This window comes from Psychrobacter sp. K31L, from assembly GCF_017942195.1.
GTDB classification, from domain to species: domain Bacteria; phylum Pseudomonadota; class Gammaproteobacteria; order Pseudomonadales; family Moraxellaceae; genus Psychrobacter; species Psychrobacter glaciei.
This window is the reverse complement of record NZ_JAGKSC010000001.1, coordinates 228,301-248,010: the sequence shown is the minus strand read 5'-3', so window position 1 is coordinate 248,010 and position 19,710 is coordinate 228,301. Positions and strand designations below refer to the sequence as shown.

Genomic DNA, 19,710 nt, shown 5'->3' with positions numbered 1-19,710 from the left:
AAACAAATGATCGTAAAAAAACCACCGTTATTCATTAACGGTGGTCATTAAACGTTGGCTGTCATGCTATATGGCCTTTATCGTTACGCTGTTTTTTAATAACGGCGTTAACTTAGCACCTTCTGACAACCTTGACCCGATATCTGACTGAATCCTCCTGAAAGTTTCTCAACTTTAATTTGGGTAAGAATACGATCTTTTAATGCCTGTACATGCGAGATGATACCAATCAATTTACCTTCTTGTTGTAGGCTGGTTAAGGTATCGAGTGCAATATCAAGTGACTCTTCATCAAGTGTGCCAAAGCCTTCATCCAAAAACAGCGAATCTACGCGAATATTGTGACTGGCCATTTGCGATAGTCCCAGTGCGAGTGCCAAGCTGATAATAAAGCCTTCACCGCCGGATAGATTTTTAGTACTGCGAATATCACCGCCTTGATAGTTGTCAATGATGTTCAGTTCGAGAGGACTATCTTCATCATGGATAAGTAGATAGCGGTTGCTCATTTTTTCCAACTGGAGATTAGCATGACTTATCATCACCTGAAATGTTAAACCTTGCGCAAAGGTGCGGTATTTTTTACCATCGGACTGTCCAATTAGCTGATTAAGCTGCTCCCAAATCTGACTGCGTTGTTGCTGTGCTTCAATAGCACGGCGCTGCTCAATATTTTGATTTTGATTGGCTGCGTCATTGGTCAATATTTGCTGGATTGCGCCTATTTTCATGCCGATATCGTCATAGTACTGCTGTGTCTCTTTCTGCTGTGTCTGTAATGCCTCTAGCGTTAAGTCAGTCAAATCCTGCTTGCCATCATGATTTAGTGTTTTATCTTGCAAAGCCCGTTCATTATCAGCAATACGGTTTTGTAGCAGTGTCACATTATTGTTCAAGGTATTATTTTGCTGCTGTAACTGCTCACGCTCAGACCTATGCAGTTGGGCTGCTAAAAAGCTGTCTTCATTAGCAAAATCTTGCTGGATTAGCAGCTGTGCGAACTGCTTATCAAGCTGTTGCTGTTGCAATAAGCTCTCTTTAATAGCATTAGCAACCTCATCACAAGAGTTTTTAGTGTGTTTTAATTGCTGATGCGCAGTCTCAGATTGCTGGCGCGCATTAGCTAAGCTGGCCGTTGCTTGTTTAAGAGTATCTTGCAGCTGTTGCTCTATAGCATCAATATCAGGTGCAGAAGATAGCTCTTGACGAGCATGAGTCAATGCATCAAAGCTCTGTTGCTCCGTTACTATCGTATGATCAAGCTCAGTACACTGCTCGATTATTTCTACTTCTTGACGGCTTAAAGCATCGTACTCTGTTGTTAATACTACCATCTGCTGTAGAGCATGATTGACACCATCTTGTGCTTGCGTCCATGCCTTCAGCTTATCTTGTAGTAGACGATATAATGCGGTCAGCTCAGACATACAGGCGTCAACAGTGACAACCTCTAATAAATATTGCTTGGTCACACTGTCCACTAGCGATATGGGCAATGTAAAATTAATTGGCTGTAATAGGGTAGTCATCTGCTGTTGTAGCACTTCTATCTCGGCAAACGTCGATGCTGAATCTTGCCGTTGACTGTCTAAGCGCTGCTGGAGGATAGATTGCTGAGATTGTATCGTTATTTGCGCTTGTTTAAGTGTTATCTGCTCATCGTCTATTTGCTTTAAGCGCAGTTGCTGAGCATCAATTTCACTTCCTAAGTGCTCATATTGACCTAAACGTTCATTAATATCAGCTATCATGGCTGCTAAGTAGTTTTTGTCTTCTTGTAAATCGTTAAGACGCGTTGCTAGTGTCAATTTTGATGCTGCTAATTGTTTAAAAGTTTTTAATGTATTGCTTTGAATCTCGCTACTATCTATCGTTATTTTTAATTTTTCGATAGCATCCTGTGCTTGGGCTTGCGCACTAGCTTGCTGTTCGTGCAGATTTTTAATTTGCTGATGCAATGCTTGTAACTCACTTTGGCTTTGAAACTGCTGTTCACGTGTATCTTGTAATATATTATCGTGTTGTCCAATACTTTTATCCAAATCCTCTATGGCAATGCGTATGCATTGGATTTGCTCATGTTTAGAAATATCTTGTCCAGCTGCCGCCGCTTTCATAATATTAGCAAACTCTGCTGGCGGGCTGTCATGATAAGGGTGTTCGGTCGAGCCACATAGTGCGCATGGGATGCCATCTTGCAATGCTAAAAAGTAATCTTGCAGCTGTGCCAGTGTTTGTAAGGTTTCTAAGTGTGCGTGCTGGCTACTTTTCTGCTGTTGTAAGCGTTTTATCTCTGTCTGTAGATGCTCATATTCTTGGCTATGCTGTTCGATATTAGACGTTAATGGTGCAACTTCGGCATTACGCTGTGTTATATCGGCGTCCAAAGCTAATGCCTGCTGATAAAAGCGGTTGATGTTATCTAAGAGCTGTTGTTGCGTGCTAAATTGGTTGATTTGTTGGTGTAACTGATGGGCTGTTTTTCCTGCCAGCAACTCTTGGCGCTTGTGTTCAAGCTCAGTAAGTGTCTTTTGTGTTTGGCTCGTGGTAACGGTGCTGTCGTTAATTCTGATAACTAGGTTATCAAGCGTTTGCGTGAGTTCAGCTAATTTCGTGTGATTATCTTTATGCTCACTTAAGCGTAGCGCATTTTTATTTAACAGTGTTTTTAGGGTATTAGCATCGCGACCAAAGCCTGCCAGCCCATAATCATTATTAGCTAATATGCCATCTTGCGCATGGTTTGATAAATAATCTTGCTGCTGATTCTGTTGCTCATGCAACTGAGTTAATACTGTTTGCTTGGTGTTAAGTTCTTTTTGTCGTTGGCTCAAACGCTCAGCTAAACCATCACGCTGCTGTTTTTTATCTGTTAATGATTGTCGCACGCTATTAATATGTTGATCTAGTTTACGGACTTCAATAATAATCGGGCGTTCGCGTTCCCATTTGGCAATTACTTGCTGCTCAGCAATTTGGGTGCTGCTGACTTTAGCATTAGCTTCTGTTAATTGAGCTTGCTGCTGGGGAATCTTACTATCAAGCATGAGCTTCTGCTGCTGCAAACTTTTAAACTGCTCTCGCTTCGCGTACAGTTTGCTAAATTCTGCCTCAATCTCTAATGCCCGCAGCGCCGCGTGAAGCTTCTTAGCTTCAGGAACGAATTGTGCTTTATGGTTTTGAGCATCTATCAGTTTTGTCTGCTGCTGGGTTAAAGTCTGATGTAAGCGCTCGATATCTATGAGCCAATTAATTTGCTGAGTGAGTGTCTCCATCGTGGTTTTATAATCATGCTGTTGACGGCGATAGCTGGCAAGCTGCGTCTGAAACTCATTGTTTTCATTAGGGGTTAATAGTTGTAGGCCACTAAGTTTGGCTTGCAATTTAGTCAATTCAGCCTTTTCATCACGCATCTTTTGGAACGTTCTTATAGAAATGGTGGCATAAATATTCGTGCCAGTAATCTTTTCTAAAATATCAGCCCGGTCATCAGGCTTTGCTTTTAAAAAGGCAGCAAAACCGCCTTGAGCTAACATTATCGAACGGGTAAATTGCTCAAAATCCATACCAGTGATTGTTTGGATGCGCGCCTTGGTCTTTTTAAGGGCACTATCCAAGATTTCGTCAGTATCGGCATTAGCGATTTCATGGGTAGCATCTTGCAAATTGCCATCTGCTTTATTACGCGCTCGGCGTTGCCCCCAACGGCAGCGGTAACGGGTTTTATTAATTTCAATGACAACCTCTGCAAAACACTCGGCGGTTTGGCGAGTCATGACCTCATTACTACTCTTACTTATCGTCTCAATACGCGGTGTTTGGGCATATAGCGCCAAACAAATAGCATCCAATATTGTGGTCTTGCCAGCACCCGTTTGCCCTGTAATCGCAAAAATACCATCGTTAAGATAGGCAGAGTCAGTAAAATCAATGTGCCATTCACCTTTGAGTGAATTGAGGTTTTGTAGGCGTAGCTCTAAAATGCGCATGATAGTTGGTTACTCTATTACGGGATAGATAAAGTTAAAATAAATGGGGTTAGACATGAACAAGGTAGTAAATAGACGATCGATGCTATTCAGCATTTAGATCTTCTTGTACGATCATTTGTACAATTTCTTGATAGGCATTACGTAGAGCAGGCTTTTGCTCGTCAACGATATCATGGGAATTCAAGCAGCGCTCAAAGACTTCAGCATTACTCAAGTCTTGCAGTGCTTCTTGACTGTACGCATTTTGCATCATCACTTTGTCTTTAATTTGCATATTACGGATTTTTAATACCTCTATGTTATTTATGCCATTGTTGTTAGCGTTGCTCTCAGTAACAAGGTCATTAATTCTTTCACGTAAGTCGGTCATCATCGCGTTGCCGGTATAAATGACCTCAAGCCAGACACTTTTTGCATTTTGCATAAGTGTCGTAAGCTCAGTATCTATCTGCTCCCAGTCGCCACTCACCTGAGCCAATTTTTGAAAACAAGGGATTGCAAGGGAAATAACTTGTAAACTGCGTGAATCGTCATGATGAAGCAGCCTAGTAGTAGGTATGACCGTCGCACTCAAACCTTTCTCAAAGAGCGGTTCTTGTGCATCAGCATGTCCACCAAAGCTAGCAGAATTTTTATTCTCATCGCTATCGTCACCTTTGTCAGTAGTGTCGTCGTTTACTGACTCATCAAAGGCAAACAGGTCATACATAAACTGCGTATTATTCATTGAATGACTGGCTGCTTTCTCAATGTGAACAGAAGTATCAGTAATAACTTCAGGTTTAACCACTTCATTATTAAACCTATTTATCGCTGCACCAAACTGCGCCAGCAATACTTGCTTTTGCTGGCGAGCTTCGCCAAAGCCCATTGCAATAGGCGATCCTGAATAGCGTATATGATCACAGCTACCAACCCTTTGTGGTACGTGCAAATGACCAAGTGCGACATAATCAAAACAGTCATCAAACATACTTGCTGATATTTGACCTAGATTGCCCACATAAAGATCGCGAACACCATCATCCTCCGTTGTTTTACTATCAAGAGCGAATAAGTGACCTGTCGCAATAATAGGGATGTGCCGCTTATGCGACTTAGCTAGTTCAGCTTGTTTGGCTGTGGCAATCTCTGCAACACCATCATAGTGCGCGCAAATACCAGCGATGACATTGGCATCTTTGGTTTTAGCTGACTCGCCAGCACTACTGCTACGCACATCGCGGTCGCGCAAATAAGGGACAGCGGCGACAATACAATGAGGTGTACCATCTACATCACCTAAAACCAATACTTCATCGGTTAAGTCGTCACAGGCCGTACCAATGACATGGACGTTTAAAAACTTAAGCACCTGACTGGGTGCATCTAAAAAAGTAGGGGAGTCGTGATTGCCCGCGACTATCACTACGTGCTGACAGCAGGATTTTGACACTCTACCCAAAAACTCAAAATACAATGCTTGGGCTCTGTTACTTGGCGTCATGGTATCAAAGATATCACCAGCAACGATTAGTACATCGACTTTTTGCGCGCTAATCGTCTCTTCAAGCCAACTTAAAAATGCCTCAAATTCCTCATAACGCATGCGACCATAAAGCCGTCGTCCCAAATGCCAATCAGAGGTATGGAGTATAGTGAGAGGTTTAATAGGCATAGATTTGGTATCGGCAAGTGTGGACATAGTTGAGCTTAAAGATTTTTAGTAGAAAGCCTTCATTCTAGCAAGAATTATTGCTGTTTGCTCTGCTGCCAAAATAAAACCCTACCAAATATCATTGATAGGGTTTTATTTTGGTTAGCCCCTTTAGGTGGCTATCGATTAAGTTGTCGATTTAGTTGAGGAGAGTCACTAATCAATAACCAGTTTCTCGAGTCCATCTTCTTGCTGCGTTGCTAGATTGGCCACCATTGATAGGGCATGTGCTTGCTGCTGCAAGCTTGTTTCTTTGGGTGTCGCAGCAGTACCGCCACGCAACCAATTATTTGCGGTGTCACTGACGTTTTGATTGTGCTGCTGATTCTGTAAATTATACCAAGCCAAATCATGATGTAGCGCGACCACATCACCCATGATTAGTAAGGCTGGCGTTGGCAGTTGCGCTTGTTCTTGTTGGGCGACAATGGTTGCTAGCGTCCCTGTCAACACCTGCTGGTTTGGCATACTGGCGTTGGATATGATAGCGATTGGCGTATCAGCATTGCGTCCTGCCTCAATCAAGCCTTCAGTCAAACGCGGCAGCGAATGCAAACCCATATAAAACACCACGGTTTCATCCGTATTTAAAAAGCTCTTAAAGTTGCTATTGGGCGCGCCAGCCTTTAAAAATCCAGTGACAAAGCGCACAGATTGCGAGTGATCACGGTGGGTGAGCGGAATACCAGCGTAACTTGCGGCAGCATTGGCAGCGGTAATACCGGGGACGACTTGATACGGGACGCCATGGGCACGCAGGCTTTCAATCTCTTCACCACCACGTCCAAAGATAAAGGGATCACCACCTTTTAGCCGTACCACACGGCGACCTTCTTTCGCACTATTGACCAACAGCTCATTGATACCAAGCTGAGCGACGGCGTGGTTGCTACGTTTTTTACCGACAAATACTTTATCAGCATCACGGCGACATAGATCCAATACTTGCGGTGATACCAGCGCATCATAATAGACAATATCGGCTTGCTGCATTAAACGTAGCGCTTTAAAGGTAAGCAGCTCTGGATCACCCGGACCTGCACCAACGATATAGACTTCACCGATAGGCGTTTGCTCAGGTGTTGCAGCTGAATGTTCAGGATGTTGTTGTGGCTGATCTTTTGAATCCGTCACCGATATCGCTGTTTGTGGAATTTGAGTGTCTGCATTGCTGGTTCTATCAATTTTGGCAGCCGTCTCGTCCAAGTCGGCTTTTAGTTGGGCGGCCGCTTGGGTTTCATTACCCGCAAACATCAGCTCACTGACTTGACCTTCAAAAGCACGCTCCCAAAACTGCCGACGACCTGTCAAGGTTGGGATTTTGCTTTTTACCTCAGTACGAAAATCGCCTGCCAGCTTGGCAAGTTTGCCGTAGCCTTGAGGTATTAAGGTCTCAAGACGTGCACGCAACAGACGTGCCAGCACGGGCGCTTTACCATTTGAAGAAATACCTATCACAATGGGATTACGGTCGACGATGGCAGGGAAAATAAAATCACACAAAGGCGGGGTATCGACCACGTTTACGGGAATATTAATCTCGGTAGCATCGGCATGAATTTGATGATTGAGCGTTTCATCATCCGTCGCCGCGATAATGACACGCGCGCCTGTCATATAGGTTTTATGATAGTTTTCATAGATGAGTTGGTGCTTGCTATCAGATAGCAATGCTTGTATCTCAGCCATAATGGTTGGTGCCAGTACCGTGATACAAGCCCCAGCACGGCTGAGCAAGTCAGCCTTACGTAGCGCCACATCGCCGCCACCGACGATCAGCACTTTGCGGTCTTCTAATTTAAAAAATAGCGGAAAGGTGTTCATAGCATCACCAGCAATTTATTCAATGTAAAATATACCCTCATTATGAGGTATCGCGTGCGACGTCTCACTTAGTGTATTGGCATTAGTATATTCGTTTTTGACATGTTAAAGGTGGTTTTTAATTGAAAAGGGAATAGCCATACAGAATGTAAAAAGCCCTCTCGTTTATGAGAGGGCTTTTGCTTAACTAAAATCAGTCGATATTACAGCTGAGTATGCAATCCACACTCACGGCTCTCTTCTACTTTCGTTGGATCAAAGTAGTCATGCTCGTTAGGTAGTTTGTGCTCGTCTAAATAAACATCCAAGTCTGCATCTGTTTTTTCAAACAACGGTGCTACTTTTAGCACGCCATCTTTTGATAGACTTAATACATCCAGACCTTGACGGAATTCGGTTTGATCTTTACGAATGGCATTGAACCAAACGTCAGGCTTTAGCTCATCTAGTGCGCGGCGGAACGGCTCAAGCTTCACTTGTTCAGTGAATTCGTCATGCTGTGGGTTATCAATCCCCGGAATACCATTCATAGTGGCGTCACGATGGGCAGCCGTTTGTTTAGGGATATACGTAATGACATTTAGACCTAAGTCTTTAATGACTTTATTAGCAAAACGATAAGTGGCATCGGTGTTATAACCAGAATCTACCCATAATACGGTAATATCAGGACGTTGCTTGGCGACCAAATGCAAAATAGCAGATTCATAAGGACGGAAGTTCGTCGTGATAATTGGGTTTTTAGCTTGCTGCAATGCCCATGCTACGATTTCTTCTGGTGATTTACCTTGTAGCGCTTGGTTGGCTTGGTCAAGGTCTAGATTTGGGTGTAATTGACTCATAATACGTTCCTTAATTGTTGTTAATATAAAAAATGGTTAAATAAACAAAATATTTAAAAGTAAATAATGGCTACTAAGTAGCCATATTAAGCGCCCGAAAACATCGGCAAGTCGGCAGCGTTGCGACCATCATAACTGCTGGCAAGCGCATTGAATGCTTGACTGATGTCAGAGATAGACTGCATATCGTGCTCGCTAAGTACAAAAGTGTCGGCACCCGCGCGCAGTAGATACGCAATTTGGTCACGGCCAAACTTGCCTGCCATACGAATCTCGCCCTGAAAACCGAGCTGACGTAGCGTCTGTGCGAAACTAAAACCACGTCCATCAGTAAAGGCTGGCACATGAATCACAATCAAATCTTGCTTTAACAAAAAGTCTGTCAATCCTGCCAGCGCATCAGTATCGGTGTCTGAGGTAATCCAAACACCAAGACGGCTAGTATGCTCGCCCAACAGCTCATATACTTGCTGCAATAGTCCACCAGCGAGCGTGCCTTTAGCATCCAGTAAGTCTGCAAGTGGTAGGACGACATCGAGCTTCTCTTGCTTTTGTAAGGTCTCGAGCAGCGATATCTCTGTGAGAGCGATACCATCTGGTATCTCATTGGTGGTAAGCGCATGCCAAGTATCAGTCTGACTGATATCGACACCATCACTATTTAGTACATGATGATTACCCATAGACCTTCTCCTTAAATGGAGCGATACCGACGCGATCGACCAAATCAGTAAAGAGTTCTACGTCATTGTCATTACTAGCACGTAGCTCTAAATAAACGTCCAAAATCTTTTGTAGAGTAGTAGCGACATCATCAGCAGGCACTGCTTTGCCCAATATCTTGCCGATTTTGGCATCACTGCTTGAGTTACCACCCAAACTGATCTGATACCAGTGTTCGCCTTTTTTATCGACACCAAGGATACCGATATCACCCGTATGATGGTGCGCACAAGCGTTCATACAGCCGGACATGTTTAGACGAATCTCACCCAAGTCATAAAGGTAGTCGAGATCATCAAACTGTTTTTCGATTTGCTCAGCGATATTGTAAGTCGTGGCATTGGCAAGCGAGCAATAATCCCAACCTGGGCAGACAATCATGTCTGTTAAGGTGTTTATATTGGCACGCGCTAAATTAAGCTCAGTCAGCTGTTGCCATAGCTCATACAGATGATCGGTTTGCACATCAGCAAACACCAAATTTTGCTGATAAGTACCGCGTAACTCCCCAAAGCTATATTTATCTGATAAGTCAGCGAGGGCATCCATTTGCTGCTCGTTGACATCGCCCGAAGGCACATAGCTTCCGTCGACCAACCCTGCTTTTAAAGAAATAACAACGGCACGGTAGCCCGACACTTTATGCGCGACCGTATTTTGATTGTACCAATTGGCAAAGTCTTTATCGGCATTGAGTTGCTGCTGCAAATCAGACTGTGCTTGCAGAGCGTCGAAGGCAACATAATCAGGCTCGCTAAAGAAACTGCTGGCAGTGGCAAAATTCTCGTCTGTTAAGGTCAGCGCGCCATCTTTGGTATGCGCTTCCCACTCTGCATCGACCAATTTGGCAAAGGCAGGACCGCCCATGCTCTCCACCAATATTTTAATACGGGCTTTAAATTTATTATCGCGGCGACCATGCAGGTTATAAACACGCAAGATAGCATCTAGATAACTGAGCAGATGCTGGCGCGGTAAGAATTCGTTAATCACTTTACCAATCACTGGTGTACGACCAAGACCACCGCCAACCAATACTTCAAAACCAATCTCGCCTGCCTCATTGGTTTTTAGGTGTAGTCCCACATCATGCACTTGCGTCGCCGCGCGGTCATTGGCTGTACCAATAACAGCAATCTTAAATTTACGCGGCAAAAAGGCAAACTCAGGATGAAAGGTTGACCATTGACGAATAATTTCACAATAGGGACGTGGATCTGCAATCTCTTCTTGATGAATACCAGCGTAAGGATCAGTTGTGGTATTACGAATACAGTTGCCCGATGTTTGGATGGCGTGCATCTGTACCGATGCCAGTTCTGCCAATATGTCTGGAACTTCCTCTAGCTTTGGCCAATTCAACTGAATATTGGTACGAGTCGTAAAGTGCCCATAGCCTCTGTCATATTTGCGAGTAATCTCTGCCAATTTACGCAATTGGTAACTGGCTAGCAGGCCGTAAGGGATAGCAATACGCAACATCGGCGCATAACGTTGGATATAAAGGCCATTCTGCAAACGCAGGGGCAAAAACTGATCTTCTGGCAGCTCACCGGCCAAAAACCGTTCAGTTTGGTCGCGAAATTGGGCGACCCGTTCCTCTACCAAGGTTTGGTCAGCGTAGTTATATTGATACATGACGTAATCTCAATTTTGTTTTTAGACTTAAAAGCAGCGACGAAAATGATTTGCGTGTGTAATAGATTTTGTTGCCGATCGCAATGTGAATAATTCAGCTTTACATCATATAAGCTTGTGCCAAAAAACATAAATTCCTTTAAGACATATCCATATCCAAACACAGCATAAATTTTCATAACGAAAGTTAGGTAGCCTATGCGTATTCTATTTATAAGCCAATTTTCTAAGCCAATTTACCGAGCATAATCATTTATTATTAAGGTTTTAAATCAATATGACATCTTCAGTCCTCAATCAAGCAGCTTCAAAACTAGTCCCTCCTCATGGTAGCAGTGAGCTTAAGCCATTATTGTTAACTGGCGACGCCCGTGATCAAGCCTTGGCACTTGCCAGCACCTTACCGACGATTACCTTAAGCTCTCGTGAGCGTGGCGATTTGATTATGTTTGGTATTGGCGGCTTTACCCCGCTGAGCGGCTTTATGAATCAAGCCGACTGGCAGGGTGTGGTTGACAACATGCGCTTACAAAGCGGCGAAAATGCTGGCTTGTTTTGGCCGATTCCAATCACCTTATCTGCACCAACAGCCACAGCCGACAGCCTAAATCAAGGTGATAAAGTCGCGTTGATCGCTGAAAATGGTGAAGTGATGGGCATCTTGACGGTCGAAGAAACCTATAGTATCGATAAAGAACACGAATGCCAGCAAGTATTTACCACGACAGACTCTGAGCATCCGGGTGTGCAGCAAGTGCTAAACCAAGGCGATGTCAACATCGCAGGTAGCGTAGAAGTGCTGAGCGAAGGCGAATTCCCAGCCTTATACCCAGAGATCTATAAAACGCCTGCGGAGACGCGCGAAATATTGGATGCCAAAGGCTGGAAAACAGTCGCAGCATTCCAGACGCGTAACCCAATGCATCGCTCACATGAGTATCTTGCCAAGATTGCTATCGAGATTTGTGATGGGGTGTTGATACATTCATTGTTAGGTGCGCTCAAGCCAGGCGATATTCCTGCTGACGTGCGTCAAGAAGCTATCAAAACCTTGATTGACAACTACTTTAGACAAGATACGGTGATTCAAGCGGGTTATCCACTAGACATGCGTTATGCTGGACCTCGTGAAGCGTTACTACATGCGGTATTCCGTCAAAACTATGGCTGTAGTCATCTGATTGTTGGTCGTGACCATGCTGGTGTTGGCGATTATTATGGTGCCTTTGATGCTCAGACTATCTTTGAGCACGTTGGCAAAGACGATCTGATCACTCAGCCGTTAAAAATTGGCTGGACGTTCTGGTGTAATGCTTGTAATGCGATGGCGTCCGACAAAACTTGCCCGCATGACGCCTCTGAACATGTCAAAGTGTCAGGTACTAAGCTACGTAAAGCACTATCAGAAGACGAAGAGGTGCCAGAGAACTTTAGCCGTCCTGAAGTACTAGAGATTTTGCGCAATTATTATGCTGGTATCGCTCGTGAGGAACGTGCTGAGGTTAAGCTCACTGGTGCATCAGCCGTATAATTAATTTGTATCGTTGATAAATAAAATCAGTCATAAAAAAGGTGTCAGACTTATCGTCTAGCACCTTTTTTATTGTCTACAGTAAAGTACAAAGCTTAACGTCATTGAATGTTAATTCAGCTCTAAAGCACCCGAAAGCTTCTCATAGTTTCCGGCTAGCGTACCGCCACCTGAGCAAAAATAGTTCAATGCATATTTATCTGGACTATCAATGGTCAGCGTATCGTCTTTAAATTGAAAGAACGCCATGCTGTCATTGCTATTATTTATCTCGGTCTGAAAAATAATGCCGTGCGCATCATCCTGACCCAGCAAGGTCGCCTTACCATCAAAATGACAGGTTGGTTTTTTCACATCACTGCGGGCGCGCACTTTTATAGTAATGTCTGTCGCTCCGTCAGGTCTCACCATAATACCCACCCAATCATAGCCTTGCTTGCGAGCCGCATAACTCTCTGAGGCGTAGTCACCAGCGACTTTTTGCACAGCAGGTGTCGGCATAACAGCAGTACTTTTCACTTTGCTATCACCGTAGTTATCATTGCTATAACTACAACCGCTGACGGTAACAAGAATAGGGCTGACAAATAATAACGAAATAGAAAGTACTGAGCGGAGTTGGTATTGAATCATATGGTCGCACCTTGTGGTTAAGTGAATGATAGGTATTGCTCCTGCCTGCTTATGCCAAGTGCTTCACTCGATAAGCTAATTTGTCACTAAGCGTTCATGAAACAAGCTGCTAGCATGGCTCTCATTATACTCAATATTGAATTCAAAAAGCCAAATTCACTGAGCAATAGCCATTGAGATCGTGATAAGTATTTTAATAAAAAATGGTCGCATCGAAACTAAAAGATATGAAACTCGAAACTATAGAGAACATTTATGCAAATTAATATCAACAAAATCTCATCTCGTATTGGCAGTATTGCGGGTGTCCCATCATTATCTCAAAGCGTACAACCACGCATCCTCATGATTGGCAGCGCATTGACAGCGATGATGCTGATTGCAGGTTGCAGCCCAACGCAAGCCACGCAAAACGAGGCAGGAGAATCTGCCAGTGCGCAAAAAGACATCAGCTTACTGAACGTCTCTTACGATGTATCGCGCGATTTTTACAAAGACTATAACGTGTTATTCAGTGCGAATTATCAGAAAGAAAACCCAGACAGTAAGATCGATATCAATCAGTCACATGGTGGTTCAAGTAAGCAAGCCTTGTCGGTTGCCAATGGTTTGCAAGCCGATGTGGTGACCTTCAACCAAGAAAGCGACATGAATCTGTTGGTGGAAAAAGGCTTGGTCGCAGCCGACTGGCAACAAGCCCTACCGAATAATGCCGTTCCTTATACCAGTACTATGGTGCTACTGGTACGGAACGGCAATCCAAAAAATATTCAAGATTGGTCGGATTTGGCGCGTAACGGGGTCGACGTGGTCATCCCGAATCCAAAGACCAGTGGTACGGCGCGTTATGCCTTTTTGGGCGCTTATGGTTATGGGCTGCATCAATTCAAAGAAAGCGTGGAAAATCACACCAAAACGGATGACTTTATCAAGAAACTATTGGCAAACGTCGTTACTTATGACAATGGTGCACGAGCAGCGACGACCAGCTTTACCCAACGCGGGCTAGGTGATGTACTTATCACTACCGAAAACGAAGCACATCTGGCGGTGAAGCAGTTCGCAAAAGGAAAAGTTGACATTGTTTATCCGAGCTACTCGATTGTTATTAAGAACCCCGTTGCCGTAGTGACCGCTGTCACCGAAAAAGGCGGTAAAACTGAGGCCGCAACCGCTTATCTCAAAGGCTTATGGGATACCCCCGCACAAGAACTCATGGCACAGATGTATATGCGTCCTAGTAATGAGCAGGTGCTGGCCGCGCACAAAGACACCTTACCTGATATTGACACTTTTGAGCCAGTCGAAGTTTTCGGGTCTTGGGCACAGATCATGGACACATTCTTCGTCGATGGCGGGCGTTTCGATCAGCTGGCACGGGTAGAGTAGAGGGCAACCCTTAAGTAATTGATAACTTTATCTATATAATACAGTTATTCCATTTTGGCAATAACATACACATATTCATCATTAAACATAATAAGATGGCGCTGTTAGCATACCTGCATTACATAAAAAACAGACATCTCAGAGGTATTTATGACATACGCAGCTCGTTATCAACAAAAAAACAAAGCGCTGAGCGCTCTAAGTGTCGCTGGCGTGGCGTTGACACTTGGACTTGCTGGCTGTAGCAACAGTGAGCAGGCAGATACAACTGCCAATGCTGATGGCACAGCCACGAGTGCAGAAGGTCAGAATATCGAGCTGTTGAACGTCTCTTATGATGTGGCACGTGATTTTTATAAAGACTACAACCCACTGTTCGTTGAGCACTATAAGGCTGAGAACCCAAACGACACTATCCTAATTAAGCAGTCACATGGTGGCTCAAGTAAGCAAGCACTGTCAGTTGCCAATGGTTTGCAAGCGGATGTTGCGACGATGAACCAAGGCTCAGACATTGAATTGCTTGAGAAAAAAGGGTTGGTTGAGTCAGATTGGGAAAGCAAGTTCCCAGATAATGCTGTGCCATTTACCAGCACCATCGTATTTTTGGTGCGTAAAGACAATCCAAAAGGCATCAACGATTGGGAAGATTTGACCAAAGATGGCCTTGAGATTGTGATGGCTAATCCGAAAGTTACTGGTAACGGTCGCTATGCATTCTTAGGGGCTTATGGTTATGGTTTACACGCCTTTAATAACGAAGAAGCACCAGCGAAAAAATATGTAAAAGACATGCTTAAAAACGTGAAAGTTTATGAGAATGGCGGACGTGCAGCGACAACGACTTTCGTTCAGCGCGGTATTGGTGATGTCTTGGTAACCTTTGAAAACGAAGCCAACCTTGCCGCCACTGATTTCGGTGCGGGTAAAGTTGACATCGTTTATCCTAAATACTCTATCAAATCAGAAAGCCCTGTTGCGATCGTTAAGTCGGTAACGGACAAGAAAGGCACGACTAATGCTGCAAAAGCCTATCTTGATTACTTATGGAGCGAGCCTGCTCAGCAATTGGCTGCTGACCTTTACTTACGTCCTAGTGTAAAAAGCGTTCTTGATAAAAATGGTGACAAATTACCACCGGTTGAAACTTTCCGTCCAAACGATGCGTTTGGGTCATGGGATGAGATCATGAGCACTTACTTTAGTGATGGCGGCGTATTCGATCAGTTAGCAATCAATGCCCCTCAGTAGCCAGTCTGCTATGGTTTAAACGTACTTTCGTTACCAGCTCAGCAATTCTAAAGTAACGTCCAATCATATAAAGGACATGGCACCCGCGCTGTGTCCTTTATACCATAAGCGTACTAATAATAAATTTGATAAAACGTGGTCTTTACGATAAGTACCATCAGATAGGCAATAGGACATTACTATGAGTGCACCACTATCTTCTGCCAACAAACCCCTGCCAAACAAAGGGTGGCTGAACCGTTTGCGTCAGCGCAATGTGCTGCCAGGGTTTGGTCTGAGCATGGGCATCACCGTCTTTAGCTTATCGTTACTGGTGGTACTGCCGTTTGCTATGATGGCTTATACCACAACGCAAATGGGCTGGACTGGCTTTTGGGAAACCATTACCCAGCCGCAAGTGACCGCTGCTATAAAATTAAGCTTGTGGATGTCGTTCTTAGCGATGCTCACTAATATGGTGTTTGGTACGCTGGTCGCTTGGGTACTGGTGCGTTATGAGTTTTGGGGTAAGTCCCTAATCAATGCTTTGGTTGATTTGCCTTTTGCACTACCAACCGCCGTCACTGGTATCTCTCTTGCCACTCTTTACGCGCCTAATGGTCTGATTGGTCAATGGTTCGATAAATTCGATATTCAGGTGGCTTTTACGCCTATCGGTATTTGGCTCGCCTTAGTGGTGGTCAGCTTTCCGTTTATTGTTCGTGCGGTACAGCCCGTATTGGCCGAGCTATCGGTTGAGTTTGAAGAGGCATCTGCGGTATTAGGTGCGAATCGCTTGACCACTTTTCGCAAGGTTATTTTACCAGAGCTGTTACCCGCTTTACTTATGGGTGCGGGCATGATGTTTGCTCGTGCGACTGGCGAGTATGGCTCGGTGATTTTTATCGCTGGTAACATTCCGATGCAGTCTGAGATTTTACCGCTCATTATTATCAGTAAGCTTGAGCAGTTTGATATTCAGGGTGCCTCTGCCGTGGCGTTATTCATGCTGCTGATCTCATTTGTGATTTTATTGACCATCAACATCGTACAGTGGAAACTGTCGCGCCGTGTAGGAGCTCGCTAAGATGCAGATATCCAATAGCTACGATTATCAAAGTAATCCAGCGACTAAAGACAGCCCATGGATTAGACGTACCTTTATCGCGATTGCTGTTTTATTCATGGTTATCATGTTGGTGGTGCCATTATTTGCGGTGTTCTACGAAGCCTTTAAAGGTGGCTGGCAGCTGTACATTGCCTCGCTGGTCGATCCAGAAGCCTTGCAAGCCATTAAGCTGACGTTAATTACCGCTGCTATCGTGTTACCTATTAATATGGTGATGGGTATCGCGATTGCATGGTTGGTCACGCGTTATCAGTTTAAAGGTAAGCAGCTGGTCACAACCTTGCTTGATTTGCCATTTTCGGTGTCACCAGTGGTCGCCGGTTTGATGTTTGTGTTGTTATTTGGACTCAACTCTACCGTTGGTGGCTGGCTTGAGAGCATGGGCTTTCAAGTGATTTATGCGGTACCAGGGATTGTGTTGGCGACGCTATTTGTGACTTTTCCCTTTGTGGCACGTGAGCTGATACCGCTGATGCAGACTCAAGGTGATAGTGAGGAGCAGGCCGCGCTTACTTTGGGTGCCACCGGTTGGCAGACTTTTTGGCATGTAACCTTGCCCAATATCAAATGGGCATTGCTCTATGGTTTGATTTTAACCAATGCTCGAGCAATGGGTGAATTTGGTGCCGTGAGCGTGGTCTCGGGCCATATTCGCGGTGAGACCAATACCATGCCGCTCTTGGTTGAGATTGCTTACAATGATTATAATTTTACCGCGGCTTTTGCCTTATCAAGTTTACTTGCTGCGCTTGCTCTCGTGACGCTGCTGATACAACAAGTCATGACCAAAGTACAAGAGCGTAAATTTGCCAAATCTGAACGGCTGGCAAGTGCCCCTGAGCTGCCAGTGAGTGCCAATGCCACCGTAGCAAAGAACGAAGATAACAGCCTGTAAATGGTTCAAGTAGCTGTTAATAGTTCGCTACTTATATTTAGCTACTAATAAAACAGTAATCGAAGACAATCTGCCACGATAAGACAAAAGATATAATAAGAGACACTATTATGAGCATCGAAATTAGGAACGTTAATAAAAGTTTTGGCAATTTTACTGCCTTAGACAATATTAATATCACTGTGCCTACTGGTAAATTGACGACCTTGCTAGGCCCCTCTGGTTGCGGTAAGACGACACTGTTACGTATCATTGCTGGGCTTGAATATGCGGATTCGGGACAGATATTGTTTGATGATTTGGACGTTACCAACACGCCGGTTCAAAAACGCCATATCGGCTTTATGTTTCAGCACTATGCCTTGTTTCGCCACAAAAATATCGCTGATAATATCGCCTTTGGCTTAACGCTGTTGCCAAAGAACGAACGCCCAAGCAAAGCTGATATCAATAAGCGGGTGGCAGAGCTGCTAGAATTAGTACAGTTGCCGCAGATTGCCAATGCTTACCCACATCAATTATCTGGTGGTCAGCGCCAACGTATTGCACTGGCACGAGCACTGGCGGTAAAACCAAAGTTATTACTACTGGATGAGCCGTTTGGCGCACTTGATGCCAAGGTGCGTAAAGAGTTGCGTACCTGGCTAAAAGACATTCATCATGATCTTGGTATTACCAGTATCATGGTGACCCATGATCAAGAAGAGGCGCGCGCAATATCTGATGAGATTGTGGTGATGAATCATGGTCATGTCGAGCAGGTAGGTACTTCAGAAGAGCTGATACACCATCCAGCTAACGCTTTTGTCAGCGACTTTTTAGATTTAGTATAATCAGACTTCTTTAAGTCATATAGTCAGTGCAAAGTAATATCGATACATCACGCACTGCTGATATCAATTTTTCTTGCTTGCTGTGCCTGAGCAGACAGAGGCTACAAAAAATTAATATCAGCAGTATCGTAGCGTTTTTGGGGTATTTTGACTATATCTCATCGCATTTTACCCATGTTTAAGACAACCAGTCTGTGCAGTTGCTGTCATTTGTAGATAAAAAAAGACCTAAATTATTAGGTCTTTTTTTTTATGGATTAAGCTATTTATAAGTGTCAACTTTAGAGGTAGAGCAATGACCAAACCCGCAGATAGTAACGCTTAATGAATAGCTTCTAATTAGCTACTATCCTAATCGATTACCATCTAAGCACTTATTAGTAGTAACTACTTAATAGTAACTACGCGAGTTTTTGCATATCACCGTCTAAGTCTCCAAGTGAGGTTTGCTCATAAGTGATGTCTAAGATATCTTGGCACCAGTCAGGCAGGTCATCTGCTACTTCATACCACATCCACGTACCGTCGCGAACACAGCTTAAAATACCCAGTTTTTTCAAATGGTTTAAATGGCGAGAGATGGTTGGCTGCGGTTGATCCAATATTTCTACCAATGCGCCTACACAGCGTGCCTCTTTTTTGAATAAAATTTGGAAGATTTTTAAGCGTGTCGGATCAGATAAAACTTTAAACAATTCGATAGGTTGTATCGTAAAATTATTATCAGACATAGGGTAATCCCAAGAGAGCTTTTATTAATAGGATGTCAATATAACAGCAGTTATCAATAAAATCGATTAAAAAGTGAGCAAAATTACACTTCATCGTCAATTTAATACCGTTAAAAATGTTCGGTTACATGTTTGTGTGTATGCAGTTACATGAATTGAGTTTTTATCAAGACTCAATAGCGATAGATTTATGACAAACAGATAAGTCAATGCTATTGCAAATGGTAATAATTATCGTTATTATAACGACCAACAAGATAAAGTATTGAACATCAAGCAACCTATATCGTCCAAAGTATATCTCTTCATTTTTAAGTACCTCAGCAAAGCATATAGTAACCATCGTAGGAGCAAGCACATGTACGTATGTATCTGTAATGACGTAAAAGAAAAGCAAATCAAAGCCGCTATTGCTGCTGGCATCGATACCCTTGACGGTCTAAAAGATACCCTTGATGTTGCGACGTGCTGTGGCTGCTGCGAACCTATGGTCAACGATTATCTTGATGAACACCATGCTAGATTAGATGTCCTAGCTTATGCCGTTTAACGATTGTTAGATAAGCACCGTTTACGCTTGCGCATGACAACTAATCCTACCTTCGAACAACCGCCTCTTCTATT

At 43.8% G+C, this 19,710-nt stretch carries 15 protein-coding genes; 7 read left to right on the top strand and 8 right to left on the bottom strand.

Annotated elements, in window-relative coordinates; genetic code table 11:
• Positions 1–107: 107 nt before the first annotated feature.
• The 6 genes from J5X94_RS00970 to J5X94_RS00945 all read right to left on the bottom strand — a co-directional run bounded on the left by J5X94_RS00970 (position 108) and on the right by J5X94_RS00945 (position 10,715).
• Positions 108–3,989, bottom strand: a complete 3,882-nt coding sequence (locus J5X94_RS00970; protein ID WP_210539424.1) for an AAA family ATPase — start codon at positions 3,987–3,989, stop codon at positions 108–110.
• Between the two features lie 85 nt (positions 3,990–4,074).
• Positions 4,075–5,676: an exonuclease SbcCD subunit D C-terminal domain-containing protein gene (locus J5X94_RS00965; protein WP_228293098.1), complete on the bottom strand. Its 1,602-nt coding sequence runs from the start codon at positions 5,674–5,676 to the stop codon at positions 4,075–4,077.
• Between the two features lie 168 nt (positions 5,677–5,844).
• Positions 5,845–7,512, bottom strand: coding sequence for a siroheme synthase CysG (gene cysG / locus J5X94_RS00960; protein ID WP_189581919.1), 1,668 nt, complete (start codon positions 7,510–7,512; stop codon positions 5,845–5,847).
• Positions 7,513–7,715: 203 nt separating this feature from the next.
• Entirely contained in the window at positions 7,716–8,354 is a 639-nt protein-coding gene (locus J5X94_RS00955; protein WP_010198043.1) for a phosphoadenosine phosphosulfate reductase family protein, read from the bottom strand.
• An 86-nt stretch (positions 8,355–8,440) separates the two neighbouring features.
• Positions 8,441–9,037 (bottom strand): DUF934 domain-containing protein, encoded by a 597-nt coding sequence (locus J5X94_RS00950; RefSeq protein ID WP_010198042.1) that lies wholly within the window; start codon positions 9,035–9,037, stop codon positions 8,441–8,443.
• Positions 9,030–10,715: a nitrite/sulfite reductase gene (locus tag J5X94_RS00945; RefSeq protein ID WP_210539422.1), complete on the bottom strand. Its 1,686-nt coding sequence runs from the start codon at positions 10,713–10,715 to the stop codon at positions 9,030–9,032. The genes J5X94_RS00950 and J5X94_RS00945 overlap by 8 nt, the downstream gene beginning before the upstream one ends.
• A 277-nt stretch (positions 10,716–10,992) precedes the next feature.
• Here J5X94_RS00945 and sat point away from each other — a divergent pair, with 277 nt between their 5' ends.
• Entirely contained in the window at positions 10,993–12,246 is a 1,254-nt protein-coding gene (sat, locus tag J5X94_RS00940; protein ID WP_210539420.1) for a sulfate adenylyltransferase, read from the top strand.
• Positions 12,247–12,357: 111 nt separating this feature from the next.
• On the opposite strand, the gene J5X94_RS00935 is transcribed toward sat, so the two are convergent.
• Positions 12,358–12,879 (bottom strand): hypothetical protein, encoded by a 522-nt coding sequence (locus tag J5X94_RS00935; protein WP_210539410.1) that lies wholly within the window; start codon positions 12,877–12,879, stop codon positions 12,358–12,360.
• Between the two features lie 255 nt (positions 12,880–13,134).
• On the opposite strand from J5X94_RS00935, the gene J5X94_RS00930 reads away from it, so the two are divergent.
• From J5X94_RS00930 to J5X94_RS00910, 5 genes are all read left to right on the top strand, one after another.
• Positions 13,135–14,268 carry a sulfate ABC transporter substrate-binding protein gene (locus tag J5X94_RS00930; protein WP_210539409.1) on the top strand — a complete coding sequence of 378 codons (1,134 nt, stop codon included), beginning with the start codon at positions 13,135–13,137 and terminating at the stop codon, positions 14,266–14,268.
• Positions 14,269–14,418: 150 nt separating this feature from the next.
• Positions 14,419–15,519, top strand: a complete 1,101-nt coding sequence (locus J5X94_RS00925; RefSeq protein ID WP_194618539.1) for a sulfate ABC transporter substrate-binding protein — start codon at positions 14,419–14,421, stop codon at positions 15,517–15,519.
• Between the two features lie 181 nt (positions 15,520–15,700).
• Entirely contained in the window at positions 15,701–16,585 is an 885-nt protein-coding gene (cysT, locus tag J5X94_RS00920) for a sulfate ABC transporter permease subunit CysT (protein WP_210539408.1), read from the top strand.
• A 1-nt stretch (position 16,586) separates the two neighbouring features.
• On the top strand, positions 16,587–17,522 hold the full coding sequence (cysW, locus tag J5X94_RS00915; RefSeq protein WP_010198022.1) for a sulfate ABC transporter permease subunit CysW: 936 nt from the start codon (positions 16,587–16,589) through the stop codon (positions 17,520–17,522).
• A 110-nt stretch (positions 17,523–17,632) separates the two neighbouring features.
• Entirely contained in the window at positions 17,633–18,355 is a 723-nt protein-coding gene (locus J5X94_RS00910; RefSeq protein WP_010198021.1) for a sulfate/molybdate ABC transporter ATP-binding protein, read from the top strand.
• Positions 18,356–18,756: 401 nt separating this feature from the next.
• Here J5X94_RS00910 and J5X94_RS00905 read toward each other — a convergent pair whose 3' ends face one another.
• Positions 18,757–19,086 carry an ArsR/SmtB family transcription factor gene (locus J5X94_RS00905; RefSeq protein ID WP_189581943.1) on the bottom strand — a complete coding sequence of 110 codons (330 nt, stop codon included), beginning with the start codon at positions 19,084–19,086 and terminating at the stop codon, positions 18,757–18,759.
• 358 nt (positions 19,087–19,444) lie between these two features.
• Here J5X94_RS00905 and J5X94_RS00900 point away from each other — a divergent pair, with 358 nt between their 5' ends.
• Positions 19,445–19,636 carry a (2Fe-2S)-binding protein gene (locus tag J5X94_RS00900; protein ID WP_010198018.1) on the top strand — a complete coding sequence of 64 codons (192 nt, stop codon included), beginning with the start codon at positions 19,445–19,447 and terminating at the stop codon, positions 19,634–19,636.
• The last annotated feature ends 74 nt before the right edge of the window (positions 19,637–19,710 follow it).